Source organism: Cryobacterium zongtaii (assembly GCF_002909375.1).
GTDB classification, from domain to species: Bacteria; Actinomycetota; Actinomycetes; order Actinomycetales; family Microbacteriaceae; genus Cryobacterium; species Cryobacterium zongtaii.
Map to the genome: position 1 here is coordinate 17,461 of NZ_PPXD01000011.1, position 19,339 is coordinate 36,799.

Here is a 19,339-nt window from a genome sequence, read left to right on the forward strand (position 1 = left end):
CGTAACGGAGACACTCGGTAAAGGAGCTAAAAGAAGGGAATAGTCATGACCGCACTCCCACCCACCACTGCCGCACCGCACATGCCGCTCAACCCGACTCAGCTTCGTGGGCTGCTTGTTGTGCTCTGTGCCGCCCTCGCGCTGGTCGTTGCGGGCAACTCGGCACTGGCGATCGCCTTGCCCGACATCGCGATCGACCTTGAGGCTGACCAGTCCGAGCTGACCTGGATCATCGATGCGTACGCCCTGACCTTCGCCGCCCTCCTTCTCACTGCGGGCATCGCCGCTGACCGAGTCGGGCGGCGCACGATTCTCGTGATGGGCTTGCTGATCTTCGGGGCGGCCAACGTCGCGTCAGCGTTCGCGCCCGACCCCGGCTGGTTCATCGCGCTGCGGGCCATTGCCGGGGTGGGCGCCGCCGCGGTCTTTCCCGTAACCCTCTCCGCGCTCGTTGACGCGTATCCGCCCGAGCGACGAACCTTTGCCATCGGAGTGTGGTCGGGGGTCAGCTCTGCCGGCGCGGTGGCTGGCACGATCATCGCCGGTGCTCTCCTCGAAGCGTATTGGTGGGGAAGCGTGCAACTGGTGTTCGGCGGCGTCGCCGTTGCCCTGATCATCCCGGTACTGATGCTCGTTGCGCAGAATCGCAACCCGCGGCTTTCTCTCGACCCGTTGGGCGCACTCTGGTCGATCATCGCTTTGGCTGGGCTCGTCTTCGGCGTGGTTGAGGGCCCTCAGCGCGGATGGCTCGACCTCGTCACCCTGCTGGCGCTCGCCGTCGGCGCTCTGGGTTTCGTGGCGTTCGTCGTGCACCAGTTGCGTGCGAAAGATCCGTCGCTCGACGTGAGGCTGTTCGCCAATCGTGGACTGGCCGCGGGATCCCTCATCGTCACCGTTCAGTTTTTCGCCTCGCTCGGGTTCTTCGTGCTTTCGCCGCAGTATCTGCAGATCGTGTTGGAATACACGCCGCTCGGAGCGGCTCTGGCCCTGCTCATCGTTCCCGTCGGCGTCGGCGCAGGCATCGGGATATCGGCCGCACTCGAAAGGAGGTTTGGTGCACGCGTACCCGGCTCATTGGGCCTGCTGCTCATGGGGGTCGGGCTCTTCGTCTGCGCAGCGGGCCTGGCCGGCGGGGTGGATGCTTCGATCTGGGTGTTGGGAGCCGGCGTCCTGGTGTTCGGCATCGGGTTTGGCATGGGGATCACCCCCGGAACCCAACTCATCATTGAGGGTCTTCCCGCGGAGCGGCGCTCCGTCGCGAGCGCCGTCAACGACATCACCCGCGAGGTCGGCGGCGTGCTCGGAATCGCCGTGCTCTCGAGTGTCCTGATCAGCTTCTACCGGAGCGACATCAAGCCGGCGCTTGACGGGATTCCCGACCAGGTGCGCCAGGTCGTCGACGCCGGCGCCGGTGCCGCGATCGGCATCGCCGATTCGTTCGGCCCGGAAGGCGAGGCCCTCGCACGTGCTGCCCGGGAAGCGTTCGCGGTCGGGTTCAGCGCGGCGATGCTCGCCGGGGCCGTGATCCTGGTCGTAGCGTCGATCATCACCTTCCTCATCGCACCCGCCCAGCGCGAAGTCGCGACGCGTGAATTCCCAGCAGACGCCCACCGGTAGTTAACCTGGTGCTTACCTTGCGGGCTGAGGATTACATCATGATCACCATGACAGCCATCGTGCGCCCGGTCGAATCGCTCCGTAGTTTCCCGCAACTGGGCCAGAATCTTCGTCGGCACTACGAACACACACTGTTGTTCACGGATCAAATGTTCGTCATCTTTCCCGGCATCGGTGCGGTCCTCGTGACCGAGCACTCCAGCAGGTATCGATTCGACATCGTGGGAACCGATCAGGCAATCGCCGACCATCGCGTCATGAAGCTTGAGGCCTACATTCTGAACGAAACCGGCGGTCAACGCATCCGGTTTGATTGGGCCAAGGCCGCCCACGTCCCTGTGCCCTTCCGGTAGGCAGCACCTCGCACAGGCGGACCGGTGTGACGGCCAGGCTCGAGGAACGAGCATGGAGACGACGTGCACAGCGCCGGACACCACGGCTCCCAGCATGAAGCCGCTCCGGTCGGTGCTCCGGGCTTTTGTCCTGTCAGATGACGGCCCCTAACAGGTAGCCCCTTTCCTCCTGTCCCGCCCGCGCGGATAATGAGGGCATGGATGTGCCGCCGGCGCCCGGCGAGTTCGACGAATCCACCGAGTTGGAGCGCCTGCGCCGACGCGCGTACGGACGGAATGCCGACATCGCGGGGGATGCGGCGGCTCGGGCTCGGCTCACCGAACTGGAGGCCGCGGTCACCGACCCCGACCCTGACTCACGGGCGGTCACCGAGAGCGACCCCGCCGAGGGTCCGATCGCTGATTCCGCTCCCATCGGCGAAGCCCCCGCGGCGCCGTGGTGGCGCCGCCGCCGCAGCTGGCTGACGATCCTCGGCGGTACCATCACGACCCTCGCCCTAACCGCGGCCATCGTCGCGTGGATGCAGCCATCTGCGCCGGACTACGTGCGCACGCCGAACTACGCATTTCCCCCGGACGCCATTCTCGGGCTGGTGTCGGAGGGCACGGAGGCCGATGAGCCGAATGACCCGCACGGCACTCTCAACCGGCTGGGGCTGAATGCCGATGCGATGCGGCGCTACGAAACCTACGGGTACCTCACCGTCTGGAGCGGGAATTCTCGCTACGGTTCTACCTGCCTGCTCGTGGCCCATCCCGTTCAAGGGCTCAACGAGGGGATCGGTGCCGAAGCGTGTTCCCCCAGCGGTGACGAGACCATCGCTGACCTCGCGCAGACGACGCGCAGTCTCACCCGGTTCGTGCTCAAGAGTGACCATGTCGATGTTTACGAGTACGTGCGGCCCGCGGAGCCGGGCCCGCCGCCAGGCTGACCAGACGCCGCGAGCTGATCCGGTCGACCGGTGTCCGCGTGCCCATTAGCGTGAGTGTCGGGGGATCAATGACCTGTGGTACCTCTTCATAGTCTCTCGGCAATCTGGTGCGCCGAGCGGGCCGGTCGAGCCGATGGCACTATCTGGCCGTCAGGCTGCCTGCGCCGCTGCCGCACCTCATCCTCGACGCGACCTCGAACAACAGGCTCGGCAGCGACCTGCCCACCGGAGTCGATCGCGCCCAGCGGTTGTCTCTTGAGGGAGGTTTCGACCGGTGGTTCCACCTGTATAGGCCGGTCACGTACCGGTCGGACGCGCTCTACCTGCTGACACCCGACGTGATGGCGGCGCTCATCGACACGGCCAGCGACTTCAACATCGAGATCGTCGACGACACTCTCGTCTTCTTCACCTCGTCAACCGCCGACTTCGGCACGCCGGAGCCCTGGCTCGCGATACACGCGATCCTCGCCGATTCTGCGTCACGAATCGCTGCCAGCGCTCGACGATATCGGGATGAACGGGTACCCGGGCAGGAGATCCCCCCCCCGGTTTCTTTTTTGCACGTTGCTCTACGTCGCGCCCGGGATCTTCGCGTTTGCCGGGCTGATGTGCATCATCGACGGCTGGTAGGACCAGGCAGCGCGCCAAACCCTTGACACGCTACTTGTTTTTTGCAAGTGTGGATGGTGTCCATCTCCGGACTCCCCAGTGATACCGAACCCACGAAAGGAAGACCACCATGACTTCGATGTTCGTCAATCTGCCGGTGACCGATCTGGATCGCGCGAAGGCGTTCTACACGGCGATCGGATTCACCATCAACCCGCTTTTCACTGATCACAACGCGGCCTGCGTCGTCGTCGAGGAGGATCACAGCGCGATCATGCTGCTGGTGCGCGACTATTTCCAGACCTTCACCGAGCTTCCCCTCGGTGACCCGGCCGTGAACCCGTCGGTGTCGACCGCAATCTTCCTGGACAGTCGGGAGGCGGTGGACGCCAGCGTAGCCGGGGGCGTCGCAGCCGGCGGCACGGAGGCGCAGGAGCCTTCCGACTACGGCTTCATGTATCAGCGTCAGCTCACTGACCCCGACGGCAACATTGTCGAGTTCGGCTACATGGAGCCCGTCGCCGCCGAGCAGGGGCCGGGCGCCGTCCTGAACCAGCAGGCCTAGCCAGCCATGGCTGCACGCGACTATGGGCAGTACTCCGGTGTCTCCCGCGCCATGGAACTCGTGGGCGAGCGCTGGGCCCTGCTCATTGTTCGCGACCTGCTCGTTGGGCCGCGCCGCTACGGTGAGCTCGCCGAGGGACTGCCCCGCATCCCGAGCAACATCCTGGCGGCGCGACTCAAGGAACTGCAGTCGGCCGGTGTGATCCGCCGGGCACCGCGCTCGCGCGTGATCGTCTACGAGCTGACGCCGTACGGCCGCGAGCTCGAGCCCGTTGTGCTCGCGTTCGGCGCCTGGGGCTTCAAGGCGATGGGTGAGCCGCGGGATGAGCAAGTCGTCACTCCCGACTCGCTGACGATGGATCTGCGAACGACGTTCCGCGCCCAGGTGGCAGCGAAGCTGCCCCCTACCGCCTACGCGGCGCAATTCGGTGGCGCCGAGCTGCTCATCAGGGTAAAGGGCAGCACCCTGGACGTGACCCGCGGGGACGGACCTGCAGACCTCGCCTTTGTGGCCGGTCCGGACATCCACCTGCTCATTCTGGGTGAGCTCGCACCGGCTCGTGCGATCACAACGGGGGTGATCAAGGTGCTACACGGACGTGCCGACCTGCTCGACCGTTTCGCGAGCACCTTCAATCTGGTCGCCTGACCACGAGCGCGACCGGGTCGTCCGGCGTAGCTTGGGGGGCAAACGGCGTCACCTTGACCTGAGGGAGCTGAAGATGAAACGACGACTTCGATGCCGGCTCGGGTTGCACAAATGGGTCATCAAGCAGGACTCGCCGGACGCGCCGAGGTACCACGGCTGCCGCTTCTGCGACAAGATCAGGGACGACAGACAGCCCATTGCCGACCTTGGCGGCGGCTTTTGAGTCTCCGGGTGTTGCACCGAGTGCCTCAAAACTCCGAGACTCGAAACCATCGGTTCGGTCGAGCCTCACTGTGACGAAAGTCCCGCTTCACCCCGCGTAGCGTTGACCGGGCGGGATCGAGATGCCTGACGATGTGGGCACGACGCTCACCAGCCACGTCCGTCCGCGAGGAGACAACGCCATGACACCTGCGCCGAGGTCGCGCGTCCGCAGCACCCGCACCGGTCGGGCTCCGCTGAGCAGCCTTGGCATCCCGTTCGGGCTGTCCGGCCTGGCCGGCACCTGGACCATGGCCGCACACACCTCGCTCACGCCGAACATCATCGCCGAGGGGCTGTGGATTCTCGCGGCAGCCGCCTGGATCGTCGTCGTCACGAACTACCTCCGGCGATCCGGTTATCACGGCGGCAGCATCGGCGAGGATCTCCGCGACCCCGTGCAGGGCCCTTTCGCGTCGCTCGCACCGACGTCGGCGTTGTTGGTCTGCACCCACTACGCGCAGTATTTCCCGATCGTCGGCCGCATCGCCACGGGTGTGTTCATGGTGATCGGCCTGCTCTTCGGCGCCTGGTTTCTTGCTCAGTTCGCTCTCCGCGAGCGCAGCATCGACAGCATCCACGGCGGCTACCTGTTGCCAACCGTCGCCGCAGCGTTCATCATCGGGCAGGGGGCAGGCACGTTCGGCTGGACGTTGTTGGGCGAAGCGGCCATCGCTGTCGGTATCTTGTTTTGGCTGATGCTGGGCACGATCATCCTGGCGCGGATTGCGTTCCGCCCGGCGCCGCCCGACGCTCTCCTACCGACCTTCGCGATCTGGTCCGCACCGCCGGCGGTCGCCGGAAACGCGTGGTTCGCGGTCAACGGCGGCCGCGTCGACCTGGTCGAGACGATGTTGCTCGGTGCCTTCGTCGTGCTGATCCTCGTGCAACTGATGATGCTGGGCACCTACTGGCGGCTGCCTTTCACCCTGGGGTTCTGGGCATTCACCTTCACCGCGGCATCCAGCGGAACCTATACGGCACACTGGCTTGCGCTCTGGGGCGGTCCAGGCCACGCGGTGTGGGCGTGGCTCGCCATTGGGGTCGCCACGATGCTGATCGGGAGCATCGCCGTGCGATCCGTCGCCCTGCTGAGCGGTCGGACTGGTAAGACGAGCTGGGCCGACCCGAAGCCGGGAGAGTCGGGCCCGTGTAGTCCGTGATGGTCGCACTCTGGATGTGATGTCTAGCGGCAGAGGGCGTGGGGGACGATCATGGGCCGATGGTGCTCTTCATTGATCGCGTGGAAGCCGGTCGTCGGCTGGCCCTGCAGCTCGACTACCTGCGTGGGCAGGACATTGTGGTGCTCGGCATTCCCCGCGGGGGAGTGCCGGTGGCGTACGAGGTCGCCGCGTCACTCGACGTCCCTCTCGACGTCATCGTCGTGCGCAAGCTCGGCGTGCCCTTCCAGCCCGAATTCGCGATGGGCGCCATCGGCGAGGGCGGGGAGCAACTCATCGACGAATCGACCGTGGCCTTGACCGGGGTGACCGACGCCGAGGTGAGCGCGGTCGAAGCTCGCGAGCGGGTGAACCTCGACGCGCGGGTCGAGCGACTCCGGCCGGGCCGCGACCGGATCCCACTCGATGGCCGCACCGTCGTGATCGTGGATGACGGGGTGGCTACGGGGGCGACAGCACGAGTGGCGTGCGACGTGGCCCGCAGGTTCGGCGCCGCGACCGTGATCCTCGCGGTGCCCGTGATCGCCGCCTCGACCCTGGCGGAGATGACCGGCGCAGACGACATCGTCTACCTGGCGGCGCCGGAGACCTTCTGGGCGGTCGGCCAGTTCTACACCGACTTCTCGGCCACCACCGACGACGAGGTCGCTCGGCTGCTCGACGAGGCGGCACGCCGGCTCACCGGGCCGTCGGGTGCGGGCGACTCGGACCTCGAGGCGGGGGTCGACGACGAGGTCGAGATCCCCGTCGACACCGTGCCCCTGAACGGGCATCTGCACTTGCCCGCGTCGCCGACCGGCGTGGTGCTCTTGGCCCACGGGAGCGGCAGCAGCCGGCACAGCCCCCGCAACCAGTACGTGGCCGATGTGCTGTTCGAGGCCGGGCTGGGCATCCTCCTGTTCGACCTGCTCACGCCGGAGGAGGAGCTGGACCGGGGGAACGTCTTCGACATCGAGCTGCTGGGCCGGCGATTGGTCGCCGTCACCGGCTGGCTGACCGACCGGTCCGACACCGCCGGATGCCGGATCGGCTACTTCGGTGCCAGCACCGGAGCCGCCGCAGCCCTGTGGGCGGCCGGCGATGCCGAGACGCATATTGCCGCTGTGGTGTCTCGCGGGGGCCGGCCCGACCTGGCCGGAACGAGATTACCGCTGGTGACCGCGCCCACCCTGCTCATCGTCGGCGGTGCCGATATCACCGTGCTGGAGGGCAACCGCGAGGCACAGAAACACCTGCGCTGCGAGAACCGGCTGGCCGTCATACCCGGCGCCACCCACCTGTTCGAGGAACCGGGCGCCCTGGGCGCCGCCGCCGAGTTGGCCGCCGGCTGGTTCGCCCGCCACCTGGTGCCGCCGAACACCGCGGAGCCCGCCTAGGAACCAAGAAGTTTCCCGATCAGACGCAAAAAAGCGCCATCCCGGGGCCCCATGCCGTATGGTCGCCCCTGGGGGAACAACAATGAAGCTTCGACTTGCCGTAAAAGATGTGTCCGGGGTGGTGGGTGATGTCGTCGTGACGGCGGATGTCACCGCCACGGTGAGCGACATCGCCAGACACCTCTCCAGCCGAACGGTTCGCGGAACACCGGGGCTCTCGGCAGACACGGCCGGCGCCCAGCCCCCTGGGCTGGCCCCGGACCTCACCCTGCGAGCGGAATACCCCGGCCGGACCCAGGCCCGGCTACTCAACCCGTCCGCCACCATCCACGAGTCGAACCTGCGCTCCGGCTGCACCGTCGAAGTGGTCTCCAGCCTGGAACGCCGGGACGGCGATGACCTCTTCGGCACCGCCGCCGCGATCGTGCGGGTGCTCGAAGGCCCGGATGCCGGCAACGAGTTCACCATCGCCACCGGCGTGAACTACGTCGGTGGCGCCCCCGACTCCCAGGTGCCGTTGAACGACCCGAATGTGTCGCGCCGGCACGCCTCCATCACGGTGGGCGACACCATCAGCGTCACCGACCTGAACTCGGCCAACGGGGTCACCGTCGACGGCGCCCTTTGCCACCGCTCGTTGCTCTCGGCCTCGTCGCGGCTGCAGCTGGGCGCATCCGTGCTCATGGTCATCCCGCTGCCGGTGCCGGCCGGGGCGTCGGCGGAACCGGCCGCCGCGGACTTCTCCCGCTCGCCTCGCGTTGAGCCGGTCTATCTCGGCCGCACCTTCACCGCACCCGAGCTGCCCAACCCGCCGGAGAAGCAGCGCTTCCCGACCCTCGCCCTGATCGCCCCGGTGGTCATGGGCGCGGTGCTGTTCCTGGCCACCCGGCAGGTGTACACGCTGCTGTTCATCGCCATGGCCCCGATCATCCTGCTCGGCACCTGGATCGACAACCGCATCCAGGGTCGCCGCAAGGGTCGCGCCGAGAACGCACGCTTCGACGCCGCGGTCGTCGACCTCGAAGCCAGCCTGGCGGAGGAGCGCGAGCACCAGATCGACGCCCGGCTGGCCGAATCGCCGTCCGCCACCGCCATCGCCACCGCGATGCAGGAGCACTCCGCGTTGCTGTGGACCCGCAAGCCCGAACACGCCAGTTTCCTCGAGGTGCGCCTGGGCCTGGGCGCCCAGCGCAGCCGCAGCACCGTCGCGCTGCCGTCCAAACACACCGGCACCGTGGACGAGTGGCACCGGGTGAACGCCATCATCGACGAGTGCGCCCAGGTGGACGGCGTGCCCGTCGTGGAGAACCTCGCCCGCTGCGGAGCGCTCGGCATCGCCGGCTCGTCGACCCAGGCGGCGGATGCGGCCCGCGCCGTGATCACCCAGTTGGTCGGCCTGCATTCCCCGGCCGACCTCGTCGTCACGGCCTTCGCCGGCGGCGACGCCACCGCGGACTGGGCCTGGCTGAAGTGGCTGCCGCACGTGAACTCCCCGCACAGCCCGCTGCGCGTCAACGGCCTCGCCGCGGACTTCCCCGCCGCGACCGCCCTGCTGGCCACCCTGGAGGGCCTGATCGCGGCCCGCCGCACGGCTGGATCCGGCGCCGAGCAGGTGCGGTCGAGGCTGACCGAATCGCGCACGGCCACCGACGACCTGGCCGCCGCGGTGGACCGGCTCCCGGCCCGGCCGGCGATCATCGTGCTGGTGACCAACGAAGCGCCCGCCGACCGCTCCCGCCTGGTCGCGCTCAGCGAAGAGGGCGCCGACCACGGCGTGTTCCTGGTCTGGCTGGCACCCTCCGTGGCGGCGCTGCCCGTGGTCTGCCGCACCTACCTCGACGTGCAGCCCGACGGCACGAGCGTCGGGTTCGTGCGTGTCGGGCGCACGGTGGCCCTGGCGGCCCTGGAAACCGTGGACCCGGCCGGTGCCGCGACCGCCGCCAGGGCGCTGGCTCCGGTCGAAGACATCGGTGCCCGGGTGCTCGACGAAACCGACCTGCCGCACAGCGTCAACTTCCTCGACCTCTACGACGGTGACGTGGCCGACGACACCGCGGCGGTCCTGCAGCGCTGGGTGAAGAACGACAGCCTCAGCTCGAGCTGGGTGCCCGGCACCCCCCGCGAGGCCGGCGGTATCCGTGCCCTCGTCGGGCAGGGCGCCAGCGAACCGTTCTACCTCGACCTGCGCACGCACGGGCCGCACGCCCTCGTCGGTGGTACGACGGGGTCGGGCAAGAGTGAATTCCTGCAGACCTGGATCATGGGCATCGCCGCGGAATACGCACCGGACCGGGTGACCTTCCTGCTGGTGGATTACAAGGGCGGCGCCGCCTTCGCCGAGTGCGTCGACCTGCCGCACATCGTGGGCCTGGTCACCGACCTCAACCCGCACCTCGTGCGCCGTGCGCTCACGTCGCTCCGCGCCGAGCTGAGGTTCCGTGAGCACCTGCTGAACAGCAAGGGCGCCAAAGACCTCGAGACGCTCGAGAAGCGCTCCGACCCGGACGCCCCGCCGGCGCTGATCCTGATGATCGACGAGTTCGCCGCCCTCGCCTCCGAGGTGCCGGAGTTCGTCGACGGCGTCATCGACGTGGCCCAGCGCGGCCGGTCGCTCGGCCTGCACCTGGTGATGGCCACCCAGCGGCCCGCCGGCGTGATCAAAGACAGCCTGCGGGCCAACACCAACCTGCGGGTGGCGCTGCGGGTGGCCGACGAGGCGGACAGCCACGACGTGCTCGGCGTTGCGGATGCCGCGGGCTTCGACCCGGGAACCCCCGGCCGCGCCGCGGCCAAGCTCGGCCCCGGCCGGGTGTTCGACTTCCAAACCGCCTACCTCGGCGGCCTGACCCCGCCCGCGTCGGCTTCGGTGCCGGCACCGGATGTGGAGGTGGCCGACCTGTCCTTCGGCCCCGGGGCTACCTGGGCGAGCAACGTCGCCCGCCCCCGCAGTGCCGGCGGAGCCCGCGACATCGAACGCCTGGCCCGGACCATTGCCGGCGCCGCGGACAGCCGCGACCTGGCCCTGCCGCGCAAACCCTGGCTCGACCAGCTGCCGGCCCTGTTCGACCTGGCCGGGCTGCCCGTCGCCGGCGAGGGGCTGCTGCCGGTGGGGATGCTCGACGAACCCGAGGAACAACGGCAGTCCCCGTTCGTCCTGGACCTCGACACCATCGGCAACCTGGTCATCCTCGGCACCGGCGGGGCGGGCAAGACCGCCGCGCTGCGCACAATCGCGGTGGCCGCCTCGGCGGCGGCCGAGACGCATCCGGTCGCCGTCTACGGACTCGATTTCGCCGGCGGCGGCCTGAGCATGCTCGAGTCGCTGCCCACCGTGGGCGCGGTGATCGCCGGCGACGACACCGAACGGGCCACCCGCCTGTTCAAGGACCTCGCCCAATTGGTGGACGACCGGGCCGCCCGGTTCGCGCTGGCCAGGGCCGGCTCGCTCGGCGACTACCGGCGCATCACCGCCGTCGCGGAACCGCGCGTGCTCGTTCTCATGGACGGGATGGCGGCGTTCCGCGCCGACTACGAATTCCGCGGCGCCGGAGAGCTGTTCGACAGGTTCCTCAAGCTCGCGGCCACGGGCCGGCAGGTGGGTGTGCACTTCGTGCTCACCGCCGACCGCTCGGGGGCGCTGCCCACCCAGCTGCTGGCCAACGTGGGGCAGCGACTCGTGCTGCGCCTGGCCGGCGAGAGCGAATACTCGGCCGCCGGGGTGCGCCCCGACGTGCTCACCGACGCCGTGCCCGGCCGCGGCCTGGTCGACGGCCACGAGGTTCAGCTGGCGGTGCCGGGCGGTACCGCCGACCTCACCGCACAGGCCGCCTGGGTGGAGACGCTCGCCGCTCGGCTGCGCGCCGCCGGCGTCGACGCAGCGACCGGGGTCGAGCGCCTGGCCGTGCACATCCCGCTCGCCGACCTGCCCGCGCAGGTGGCCGGCCGGCCCACCCTCGGGGTCAGCGACGAGAGCCTCGAACCGGTCGGCGTGCCCCTGGACGGCCTCTTCGTGGTCACCGGCCCGTTCGGCTCCGGCCGCACGACGACCATGACCACCATCCTGCAGTCGGTGCGCGCGACCCGGCCCGAGCTACGACCGTACCTGCTCGTGGGCCGGCGCAGCGCCCTCGCCGACGTCACCGACTGGGCGGAGCTCTCGACCGACGCGGACGAAGCCGAAGCGTTGGCGGTGCGCCTGGCGACCGTGCTGGAGCAACCGGCCACGCCCGGCAGCACCGACCTCCTGATCGTGGTCGAAAACGTGGGCGACTTCGAGGGGCTGCCCGCCGAGGGCGCCGTGGCCCGGCTGATCAAGGCGGCCCGCCGCGCCGGCGTGCCGGTGATCGCCGAAACCGACACCGTCACCGCCGCCAGCGCCTGGCAGATCTACAGCGAGCTGAAAACCGCCAGGGCCGGCATCGTGCTGCAACCCGAAGAAACGGATGGCCTCAGCCTGTTCCGCACCCCCTTCCCACGGGTCACCCGCAGCGACTTCCCACCCGGCCGCGGCCTGCTCGTCGACGCCGGCCGTGCCATCCAGGTGCAGGTGGCCTTCCCGCGCCCGCTCTTCAGAGAGATCCGGAGCTGACATTTACGGAGACACAAGCCGGCTGCGCACGCAGGCGTCGACCACGCGCGAGAACGCCAACCAGCTACGCAGCCGGGCCAGTGCGCTGCTGACCCAGGTTGAAGGAATGGCCTGGGCGTCGAGCGCGGGGGACACACTGCGCGCGCGTATTCGCACTGTGGCCCTGGGTCTGGGTAGCGAAGCCCAGTTGCTCGACGACGCAGCCTTGCAACTGGAGGCCCACGCCCGCGCCGTCGATGAAGCGAAGGCGGCCATAGTGGCAGCTCAGGCGGCCGTGCAGTTGGCCTGGGACAGGTCCGTGAACGTGGTCGGCAACGTCATCGAAACGACCACAGACATCGCGGTGGCTTCGGTCAGCAGCGCCATGAACACCATCGGCAGCGCCCTGAGCGGCGCCGCGGACGAGGTACGTGTGACGATGTTCACCATGGCGGACGAACTGGTGCCAGAGTCGACGGTCGAGCTGGCCCGGAGTGTGGTGCGCGCCGTGCCGGCGTTACCACCGGCGGGCTCCCGCGATTGGCTTGACCTGGACGGCACGTTCTCCACGCAGGGCTGGAAGTGAGCGGCGTAACCGGCGCCACGGCCCGCGGCGCGGAGACCCTGTTCTCGTTGACCCTGCCGGAGGCGCGTCTGCTCCGGGACCACCTGCCTGGCCTGATCCTGCCGGCGTTTATCCCCGCTGCCGAGTCGACAGGCGCACACGATGAGACAAACCAGTCGGCCGGCGTGCTGGCAGGACTGAAGGCGCGGCAGCTCGTCAGCAACGAAGTCGGCCTGGACGATCCCGACTGGTCGACACAGATCCCGTCGACGCTGCTGCTGGCCCTGACCCTGCAGATGTCGGGTCGACTGGTCTTCCAGGTCGTGGCCTGGAGCGCCGCCGACGGGGCCGGGCGCTCGACCACCATGCACTCCACGACCGTGTCCGAGACCGTGTGCGCGGGCTTGACCGTGCGCTCCACCGCGAACGCCGAGGAGGATCCGCAGGTGGAGGTCACACTGGCGCCTGTGACGGGGTTGTACCCGTCGTTGGCCCAGCTGCTGCCGACCGATTCATCCGTGGCCGGCCCGCCGGTCAGCGATGGGTCGGGCCGGGCCGTGTCGCTGGGGATCGTGGAGTCGCGTGCGCTGATCGCCGCGATCCGCGGCGGCGACCACCGGGTCGTGGCGAACCTCACCACCGAACTCCACGCCGCAGACGCTCGTGAGGTGCTACAGGATCTCAGCGGGGCGATGGGCACGGGGTATCGGATCAAAGCCTTCGGTGCGGTCGGAGACACGTCAGGTCGGGCCTTGTTCGCCCGGGACTGGTTCAGGGGGCCGAGGGGCTGGCTGAAGATGTCTGTGACCCTGCCCCGGCCCGTCGCGGGTGCTGACGCCGCGCAGGCCATCACCGACCAGGGACGGGTGACGATCCGGCGCACCGCTCCGGCCGGTATCCACCAGGATCTCCTCGGGCTGGTTGCCGAAACCCTCGTGTCGTCCGCCGAGCAGACCGGAGCAACCGATGCCCGCTGACGACACAGCCCAGCCGGCCTCGACCATCGTCGACGCGTACCTCGACGGAATCGAAGAGACCGCCGCTGCCGGCGCCGCGGCCACACACAATCTGCAGAATGCGCAGGCGACCGCCGCGCGCGACGTGCAGGACGCGCAGGACACCGCCGTGGGTGACCTGCAGGATGCGCAGTCCACCGCCGTGCACGACGTGCAAGATACCCAGGCTGTCGCCGCGCACAACGCACAGGATGCGCAGACCGCCGCCACCGCCGGTGTCCTCGGCTCAGTGGCCCGCGCCGCAGCCTCAACCAGCCGGGCCGTGGCATCGGGCGGGGCCGCAGTCGCGGTCACCTTCGCCGATGTCGAGGCAATGACGACGTCCATCCAGTCGTTGAACCTGCTGGTGGCACCCATGATCGGCACAGTGGCGGCCCTGGCCGTGGACCCCGACCTGCTGGAATCTCTCGTGCTCTCCCCACTGACCGGTGCCAACGCCGAGGCGGCTGCCCTGCGGGCTGCCACGCGCCTGACCACGCAGCTCGTGGTCACCGAGAGTCTTGCCCTGGTCACAGCCTCCGTGGTCACGACCTACCAGCTCGCCGACAGCGCGCTGCAGGTCTCGGCAGCGGCGCTCGGCGGCGGAGTGTCCGTCGGCGGGTCCGTCGTCGGCGGTGCGGTCACCGTGGCTGGAACGAGCATCCACGGCGCCGGTGACGTGGCCGGCGCGACCGCATCCGGCGCCTGGGATGTGGCCGGCGCCGCCGGCACCGGCGTCAGGGGCTTTGCCAGTGCGGCCGCCTCAGGTGCAGGAAGTGTTGCCGGCGTGGCCGTTACCGGTGCGGAAAATGTCGCCGGCGCCGCCGCCTCCGGTGCCGGGGGAGTTGCCGCCGCCCAGGCCGACCTCGCCGTGACGATGGTGACAGGTGTTGGAGTTGCGGCGGGCCTGGCGGGTGCGCTGTCCGCATCGTTCAAAATGGGCTTCCTTCAGGAGACCGCCGAAACGTGGGCCGGCGCCCTGATGGCCGCGGCGGACGAATTCCAGGAGGACCCCATTGGGGTTCTGCGCACTCGTGGAATCCCGCTTGCCGTGGGTGTCGGGGTTTCTTTCTTCGAGAATTTCTCCTTGAGCGACGTTTCGGCCAACAGCGCGGCGAATGTCGGAGCGCTAATCGGTGCGACCGGTCCGTACTTCGATGACATTGTGGGCATGATCATCCACGACGGTCAGACCCTCGGCATGTTCAACGATGGTGAGGCGACTTTGGGTGACTCCGGGCTCAGCGACGAAGCCATCGACGAACGTGCGATATTCGCTTCAAGGGAGAGCCGACGGCTGACAGGCGATGACGTTGAGATAACGACGGATGGCGAGACCGGTCAGGTCAAACCAACCGACGTCGCGTCCCTGCTCGTCAGCGCCAGCCAGATCGATGCCACAGGCAAGGCGGATTTCGCCGAGATCCGCATCTTCCACAGCCAGGCCGAGAAGCTTGATGCGGAAGGCAACGCGGTGCTTGATGCGCAAAACAACCCGGTCATCGAGCACGCATACACGGTGCAGATTCCCAGCACCCAGGTGTGGAACCCGCTCGCCGGCGCAGTCCCCAACGATCTGACCGCGGACCTGCTTGCGGTGCACGGCGATCAGACCGCCCTGATGGACGCCGTTTTCGACGCCATGGAGAAAGAGGGAATCCCGACCGGGCTTGGCGCGCCCCCCGTGATGACCACCGGCTTCAGCCTGGGCGGTATCACCGCTGCGGCGATGGCGGCCGACCCTCGCGGCTACAACATCCAACAGGTGGTCACGGCCGGGTCTCCGATCTCGGAAATGGCCATTCCGGATGGCGTGGATGTCACCGCGTTGGCGGCCGACGAGGACCTTGTGGCCGTAGCGACAGGAGGGCAGAACCCGGAGAGATGGACGACAGTGGGCGGATCCGGGTCGCATCTCACCGGAGAATCCGACTCGACCCCCATGCACGCGTTGAACGTCCACAATGCGAACCGATACGCAGTCATGGCCTCCGAGAACCCCGAAATCAATAATGATCCGAACATCACTGGCTATTTCGCCGGTGACGTGACCGTGAACGACTATCACGCATCTCGAAAGTAGGCTCCCGATGAAACCGGAAGCGACGTTTCCCAAACGCTCACGACGGCCGACCCGCCGGGCGGCAACGTCGGTATTGGGCATTGGGCTGGTAATCGCCCTGACGGGGTGCTCACTTGGCGGTTCGGAGGGGCAGTCGAAGGAATCCGCAGATGCGGCCCTGTCGGCGATCCCGGGAGTCAGCGGGGGGTCTGTGAATACCAGCAGCATGGTGAGTGGCCTCCAGGAGGAGACCCACACAACGATCGAGGTCCAGGTGGAGCCTGGGTTCTCGGTGCCCGACCCGGAGGCCCTGGTCGATTACTTGATTGGCGTCGCGTGGTCGACTAAGACTAAGGAAGCGACCTCGAGCGTGGAGATCATTGTTGTCAGCGACCCGCAGATCTCCATTGTCGATGCTGTCGAGGCGGGACCGTGGGTGGACACCGGGGTCGACCCGAATTTCCCAGAAGGGGCCGTGGTGGGCGCTGACGAAGTCAAGGACCGCTTTGGGGACTGGCCTGGCGAGGTGCCGGTGCTGCCGGATGGGCTCATTGTCGGCCCGACGCCGGAGCCTACGCCGTGACCCGCGTATGAGCGCCGCATGTCGTGGACTGTCCTCGCGACTGCGCCTGTCCGTTGATGCGGCGGGGCTGGTTGTGATCCTGTCGGGATGCGGGATGCGGGATGCGGGTTGGGCGGTTCGGAGGGGCAGTCAAAGGAATCAGCAGACGCTGCTCTGTCGGCAATCCCGGGCGTCAGCGAGGGGCCTGTGAATACCAGCAGCATGGTGAGCGGTTTACCGGACGGGCTCATAACTGCCCCGACATCGGCCCCTGCCCCGTGATCCGCACGTGAGCGCCCGATAACGCCGCCGCGACGGCCCCCATTTGGGTAACAGTCGGTGTGATTTGGACTTTTTTGCCGATAACGGCGTATTTTTTTGAAATATGAGCCTAAGCTGGCGGCTTGCACGGGGGGTGCGGCATCGAGCCGCATCATTGCATGTTTATCTTTAGGGGAGTTCGCGATGGCGAATATCAATGTTTCGTACCAGGAAATCAATTCCAATGCCGATCGCCTTGTGGCCGGCCGCGACGAGATCAACGCGACACTGGGTAAGCTCCAGTCGCAGATCGCCGCACTGATCAGCTCCGGCTTCTCGACGGACAAGTCGTCCGGCGCGTTTTCGGATGCCTACAACCGATTCACCACCGGAGCTCAGAACACCATCGGCGGACTCGACGACCTGTCGCTGTTCCTGCGCACCACGGCGCAAACCCTCGGCGAGGTCGACGCGCAGCTAGCTGCCCGTCTCTCCCGCTAACAGCGCGCGTTCTGCAGCGCGGCGTCGATGCGACGCTGGGCTGCGGTGACGCGTGGTTGACCTGAACGTCGATGCCGCCTTTGTGAGGGGCATCGCCTCATCGATGGATCGCGCCAGTGCGCCATTGCAACTCGGCAGCGACCTCACCCGTGGCGCGAGTAGCGCCGCGCTGGGCTCTGGGCCCGTGGCAAGCACACTCGACGAGTCGACGACCCAGCGCGCATGCCGTGCCGAACTGGCCGGCGAGACAATCGCGGACCTGGGCCGCCGGGCAACCGACTACGTCAAAGAGATCCTCGCCGCGGACACCAAGCTCGTCACTCAACTGGAGAACGGTCGGAGGCAACTGTGAGCTGGACCAGAACCAACCCGGGTGCCGGTGACCCATGGGGCATCCGAAGCCAAGCCAGCATTCGCCAGACCGGTGCCGACAACCTACGCACAACAACGCTCACAAACCTGCAGACCGCCGTCACCGACGCCGCGTCGGCAACGTGGACCGCGCAGGCGGCGACGGCCTTCGCCGCCAGCGCGGAAGGCCTGATCCCCGACGTGCAGGTAATCATCACCGGGCTGGAGACGGATGCCGGCGCCCTCAATCAGTACGCGGCCATGGTCGAGCAAATCCAAGACCAGGCCCGCGCGGTCCAACGTCAGCAAGAAGACGCCCAACGCGACCTGGCCCGACTACTTTTCACGTCTTTCGGTGACATCGCCGAGACGACGAGCCCTCGCTCGGAACCGGACCCCAACGCCCTTGAGCGTGCGCGGGTGGCGGAGGCCCTGAGGGAAACCCGCTCGACGCTCACCCAGGTGGAGGTGCGTTGGGACGAACTCGCACTCCAGCGCCGGGCCGCGGATGACGCCTGTGTCGCGACGCTGACCTCGGTGGGTTCGCGAGGAAACCTGGCCGGGCTCGGGACCCAGCAGCTGAGCTACCTGAGCACGACAGGGCTTCTGCAGAAGCTCGGCGGTCTCAGCGCCACGGAGATCACCATTCTGGTGCAGAACAATCCAGGTCTGGCGGAAAAATTCCGGAACAGCCCGCCGGATACCGCCGGGGTGGAGGTTTGGTGGTCCGGCCTCGACGCGGCCTCACAGGCTGCGCTGATCGTGGCGTTGCCCATTGTGATCGGCAACCTCGAGGGGGTGCCGTACGGCAGCCGGGTGCGGGCGAACAAGCGCAACATCAGCACGGGCATCGCGACTCTGGAGACAGAGATCGTCGATCTGGAGAAGACCGTTGAGGCCAACAAGGACGGCAGCGGCACCCGGGGTGGGGGGAGCGGGCTCGCCCGACGGGAAGCGCAGGAGAAGATCGATGCCCTGCGGGAGCAGATCAGCTATTACCGGCGCCTCCGCGACGAGGAGATTGAGTTTCCGGACCCCGCGACGGGGCTACCGGTGGCCGTCACTGGCCACAACATCCTTGTCTTCGACCATGCCCACGATGCGATCGCGGAATACTCCGGCCTGCTCGATCCGGTCACCGGCAACGTACCCGCCGGGGTGGACTACGTCGGTCTTTATGTGCCCGGAACCAACACGACCCTCGGCAACTTTGACGGCGAGGTCAACCGAAGCGAGTGGTTCCTGAATCAACCCACAGACAAGGGCAGCGTTGGCATGATCACTTGGAAGGGCGGGCCGTTCCCGCAGGATCTCGAGGCGCTGTCCGGGGCAATGGCCGATGGGCTTGGTCAGAAGCTGGCGCACTTTGGCCAGGGCTTAGAGTTGGCGACATCGGCCGAAGTGACCGGGATGGGTTACAGCGCCGGCGGATCGATTATGGGTTCGGCCGAACGTGCGGGTCTCGCACTGGACCGATCGGTTCAACTGTCCAGCGCCGGGATGGGTTTCGGTGTGCGGGACCTGGCAGAGTATCCCGTCACCGCCGACGTTCCGCACTATTCCCTGATGGCCCCGAACGACCCGCTGGTCCTCTTCCAGGGCGCGGAAGCCGGCGACTTGGGCCACGGCGGCAGTCCCTTGACCACCGACGGGTTCATCCGCCTCGAAACCGGCTACCGAGAAAACGGGCAGGTGTCGTCCGGGCAGCTCGAGGGGCATCTGAATGTCTGGGACCGAAAAGGCACGGTGAGACGACAGCTTTACAACGTGCTTGTGGGCGGACAAGTCGAGCTCTACGCGGAACCCGAGGTGGTCGTGATCCCCGGTACGAACCAGAGTTATGCCACCAATCCGATCATGGAACCCGGCTATGAACCGACGTTGGTTGACGTCGAAGGGGGCGAGCAATGATGCACGATCGGCACGGCCG

At 67.7% G+C, this 19,339-nt stretch carries 16 protein-coding genes; all 16 read left to right on the forward strand.

The features are described from left to right. Positions 1 to 45: 45 nt before the first annotated feature. A complete protein-coding gene (locus C3B61_RS09425) occupies positions 46 to 1,617 on the forward strand; it encodes an MFS transporter (RefSeq protein WP_103460385.1) in 1,572 nt (523 codons plus the stop codon). Positions 1,618 to 1,655: 38 nt separating this feature from the next. After that, positions 1,656 to 1,970 carry a hypothetical protein gene (locus C3B61_RS09430; protein WP_088456535.1) on the forward strand — a complete coding sequence of 105 codons (315 nt, stop codon included), beginning with the start codon at positions 1,656 to 1,658 and terminating at the stop codon, positions 1,968 to 1,970. Positions 1,971 to 2,167: 197 nt separating this feature from the next. After that, complete coding sequence (locus C3B61_RS09435; RefSeq protein WP_103460386.1) at positions 2,168 to 2,902, forward strand: hypothetical protein; 735 nt, start codon at positions 2,168 to 2,170, stop codon at positions 2,900 to 2,902. Positions 2,903 to 3,009: 107 nt separating this feature from the next. Beyond that, positions 3,010 to 3,561, forward strand: a complete 552-nt coding sequence (locus C3B61_RS19430; protein ID WP_133160253.1) for a hypothetical protein — start codon at positions 3,010 to 3,012, stop codon at positions 3,559 to 3,561. 83 nt (positions 3,562 to 3,644) lie between these two features. After that, the gene (locus C3B61_RS09440) at positions 3,645 to 4,079 is read left to right on the forward strand and encodes a VOC family protein (RefSeq protein ID WP_103460387.1); all 435 of its coding nucleotides are present in this window, start codon (positions 3,645 to 3,647) and stop codon (positions 4,077 to 4,079) included. Positions 4,080 to 4,085: 6 nt separating this feature from the next. Beyond that, positions 4,086 to 4,727: a winged helix-turn-helix transcriptional regulator gene (locus tag C3B61_RS09445; protein WP_103460388.1), complete on the forward strand. Its 642-nt coding sequence runs from the start codon at positions 4,086 to 4,088 to the stop codon at positions 4,725 to 4,727. Between the two features lie 404 nt (positions 4,728 to 5,131). Further along, positions 5,132 to 6,151: an SLAC1 family transporter gene (locus tag C3B61_RS09450; protein ID WP_165791141.1), complete on the forward strand. Its 1,020-nt coding sequence runs from the start codon at positions 5,132 to 5,134 to the stop codon at positions 6,149 to 6,151. A 59-nt stretch (positions 6,152 to 6,210) separates the two neighbouring features. Further along, complete coding sequence (locus C3B61_RS09455) at positions 6,211 to 7,545, forward strand: phosphoribosyltransferase (RefSeq protein WP_103460390.1); 1,335 nt, start codon at positions 6,211 to 6,213, stop codon at positions 7,543 to 7,545. 82 nt (positions 7,546 to 7,627) lie between these two features. Then, positions 7,628 to 12,133, forward strand: coding sequence for an FtsK/SpoIIIE domain-containing protein (locus C3B61_RS09460; RefSeq protein ID WP_165791142.1), 4,506 nt, complete (start codon positions 7,628 to 7,630; stop codon positions 12,131 to 12,133). A gap of 106 nt (positions 12,134 to 12,239) precedes the next feature. Beyond that, complete coding sequence (locus tag C3B61_RS09465; RefSeq protein WP_103460392.1) at positions 12,240 to 12,698, forward strand: hypothetical protein; 459 nt, start codon at positions 12,240 to 12,242, stop codon at positions 12,696 to 12,698. Continuing rightward, positions 12,695 to 13,654 (forward strand): hypothetical protein, encoded by a 960-nt coding sequence (locus tag C3B61_RS09470; RefSeq protein ID WP_103460393.1) that lies wholly within the window; start codon positions 12,695 to 12,697, stop codon positions 13,652 to 13,654. Before C3B61_RS09465 ends, C3B61_RS09470 begins: the two co-directional genes overlap by 4 nt. Beyond that, positions 13,644 to 15,755 carry a hypothetical protein gene (locus C3B61_RS09475; protein ID WP_103460394.1) on the forward strand — a complete coding sequence of 704 codons (2,112 nt, stop codon included), beginning with the start codon at positions 13,644 to 13,646 and terminating at the stop codon, positions 15,753 to 15,755. The genes C3B61_RS09470 and C3B61_RS09475 overlap by 11 nt, the downstream gene beginning before the upstream one ends. Before the next feature lie 190 nt (positions 15,756 to 15,945). Then, positions 15,946 to 16,317: a hypothetical protein gene (locus tag C3B61_RS09480; RefSeq protein WP_133160254.1), complete on the forward strand. Its 372-nt coding sequence runs from the start codon at positions 15,946 to 15,948 to the stop codon at positions 16,315 to 16,317. A gap of 444 nt (positions 16,318 to 16,761) precedes the next feature. Continuing rightward, on the forward strand, positions 16,762 to 17,058 hold the full coding sequence (locus C3B61_RS09485; RefSeq protein ID WP_103429634.1) for a WXG100 family type VII secretion target: 297 nt from the start codon (positions 16,762 to 16,764) through the stop codon (positions 17,056 to 17,058). A gap of 52 nt (positions 17,059 to 17,110) precedes the next feature. Then, entirely contained in the window at positions 17,111 to 17,410 is a 300-nt protein-coding gene (locus C3B61_RS09490) for a hypothetical protein (RefSeq protein WP_103460396.1), read from the forward strand. Continuing rightward, the gene (locus C3B61_RS09495; RefSeq protein ID WP_103460397.1) at positions 17,407 to 19,320 is read left to right on the forward strand and encodes a hypothetical protein; all 1,914 of its coding nucleotides are present in this window, start codon (positions 17,407 to 17,409) and stop codon (positions 19,318 to 19,320) included. Before C3B61_RS09490 ends, C3B61_RS09495 begins: the two co-directional genes overlap by 4 nt. Positions 19,321 to 19,339: the final 19 nt, after the last annotated feature.

Bases quoted from the DNA above. Each gene is read 5' to 3' on its own strand.
- C3B61_RS09425 (WP_103460385.1), top strand. From the start codon at position 46: ATGACCGCACTCCCACCCACCACTGCCGCACCGCACATGCCGCTCAAC.
- C3B61_RS09430 (WP_088456535.1), top strand. From the start codon at position 1,656: ATGATCACCATGACAGCCATCGTGCGCCCGGTCGAATCGCTCCGTAGT.
- C3B61_RS09435 (WP_103460386.1), top strand. From the start codon at position 2,168: ATGGATGTGCCGCCGGCGCCCGGCGAGTTCGACGAATCCACCGAGTTG.
- C3B61_RS09440 (WP_103460387.1), top strand. From the start codon at position 3,645: ATGACTTCGATGTTCGTCAATCTGCCGGTGACCGATCTGGATCGCGCG.
- C3B61_RS09445 (WP_103460388.1), top strand. From the start codon at position 4,086: ATGGCTGCACGCGACTATGGGCAGTACTCCGGTGTCTCCCGCGCCATG.
- C3B61_RS09450 (WP_165791141.1), top strand. From the start codon at position 5,132: ATGACACCTGCGCCGAGGTCGCGCGTCCGCAGCACCCGCACCGGTCGG.
- C3B61_RS09455 (WP_103460390.1), top strand. From the start codon at position 6,211: ATGGTGCTCTTCATTGATCGCGTGGAAGCCGGTCGTCGGCTGGCCCTG.
- C3B61_RS09460 (WP_165791142.1), top strand. From the start codon at position 7,628: ATGAAGCTTCGACTTGCCGTAAAAGATGTGTCCGGGGTGGTGGGTGAT.
- C3B61_RS09465 (WP_103460392.1), top strand. From the start codon at position 12,240: ATGGCCTGGGCGTCGAGCGCGGGGGACACACTGCGCGCGCGTATTCGC.
- C3B61_RS09475 (WP_103460394.1), top strand. From the start codon at position 13,644: ATGCCCGCTGACGACACAGCCCAGCCGGCCTCGACCATCGTCGACGCG.
- C3B61_RS09485 (WP_103429634.1), top strand. From the start codon at position 16,762: ATGGCGAATATCAATGTTTCGTACCAGGAAATCAATTCCAATGCCGAT.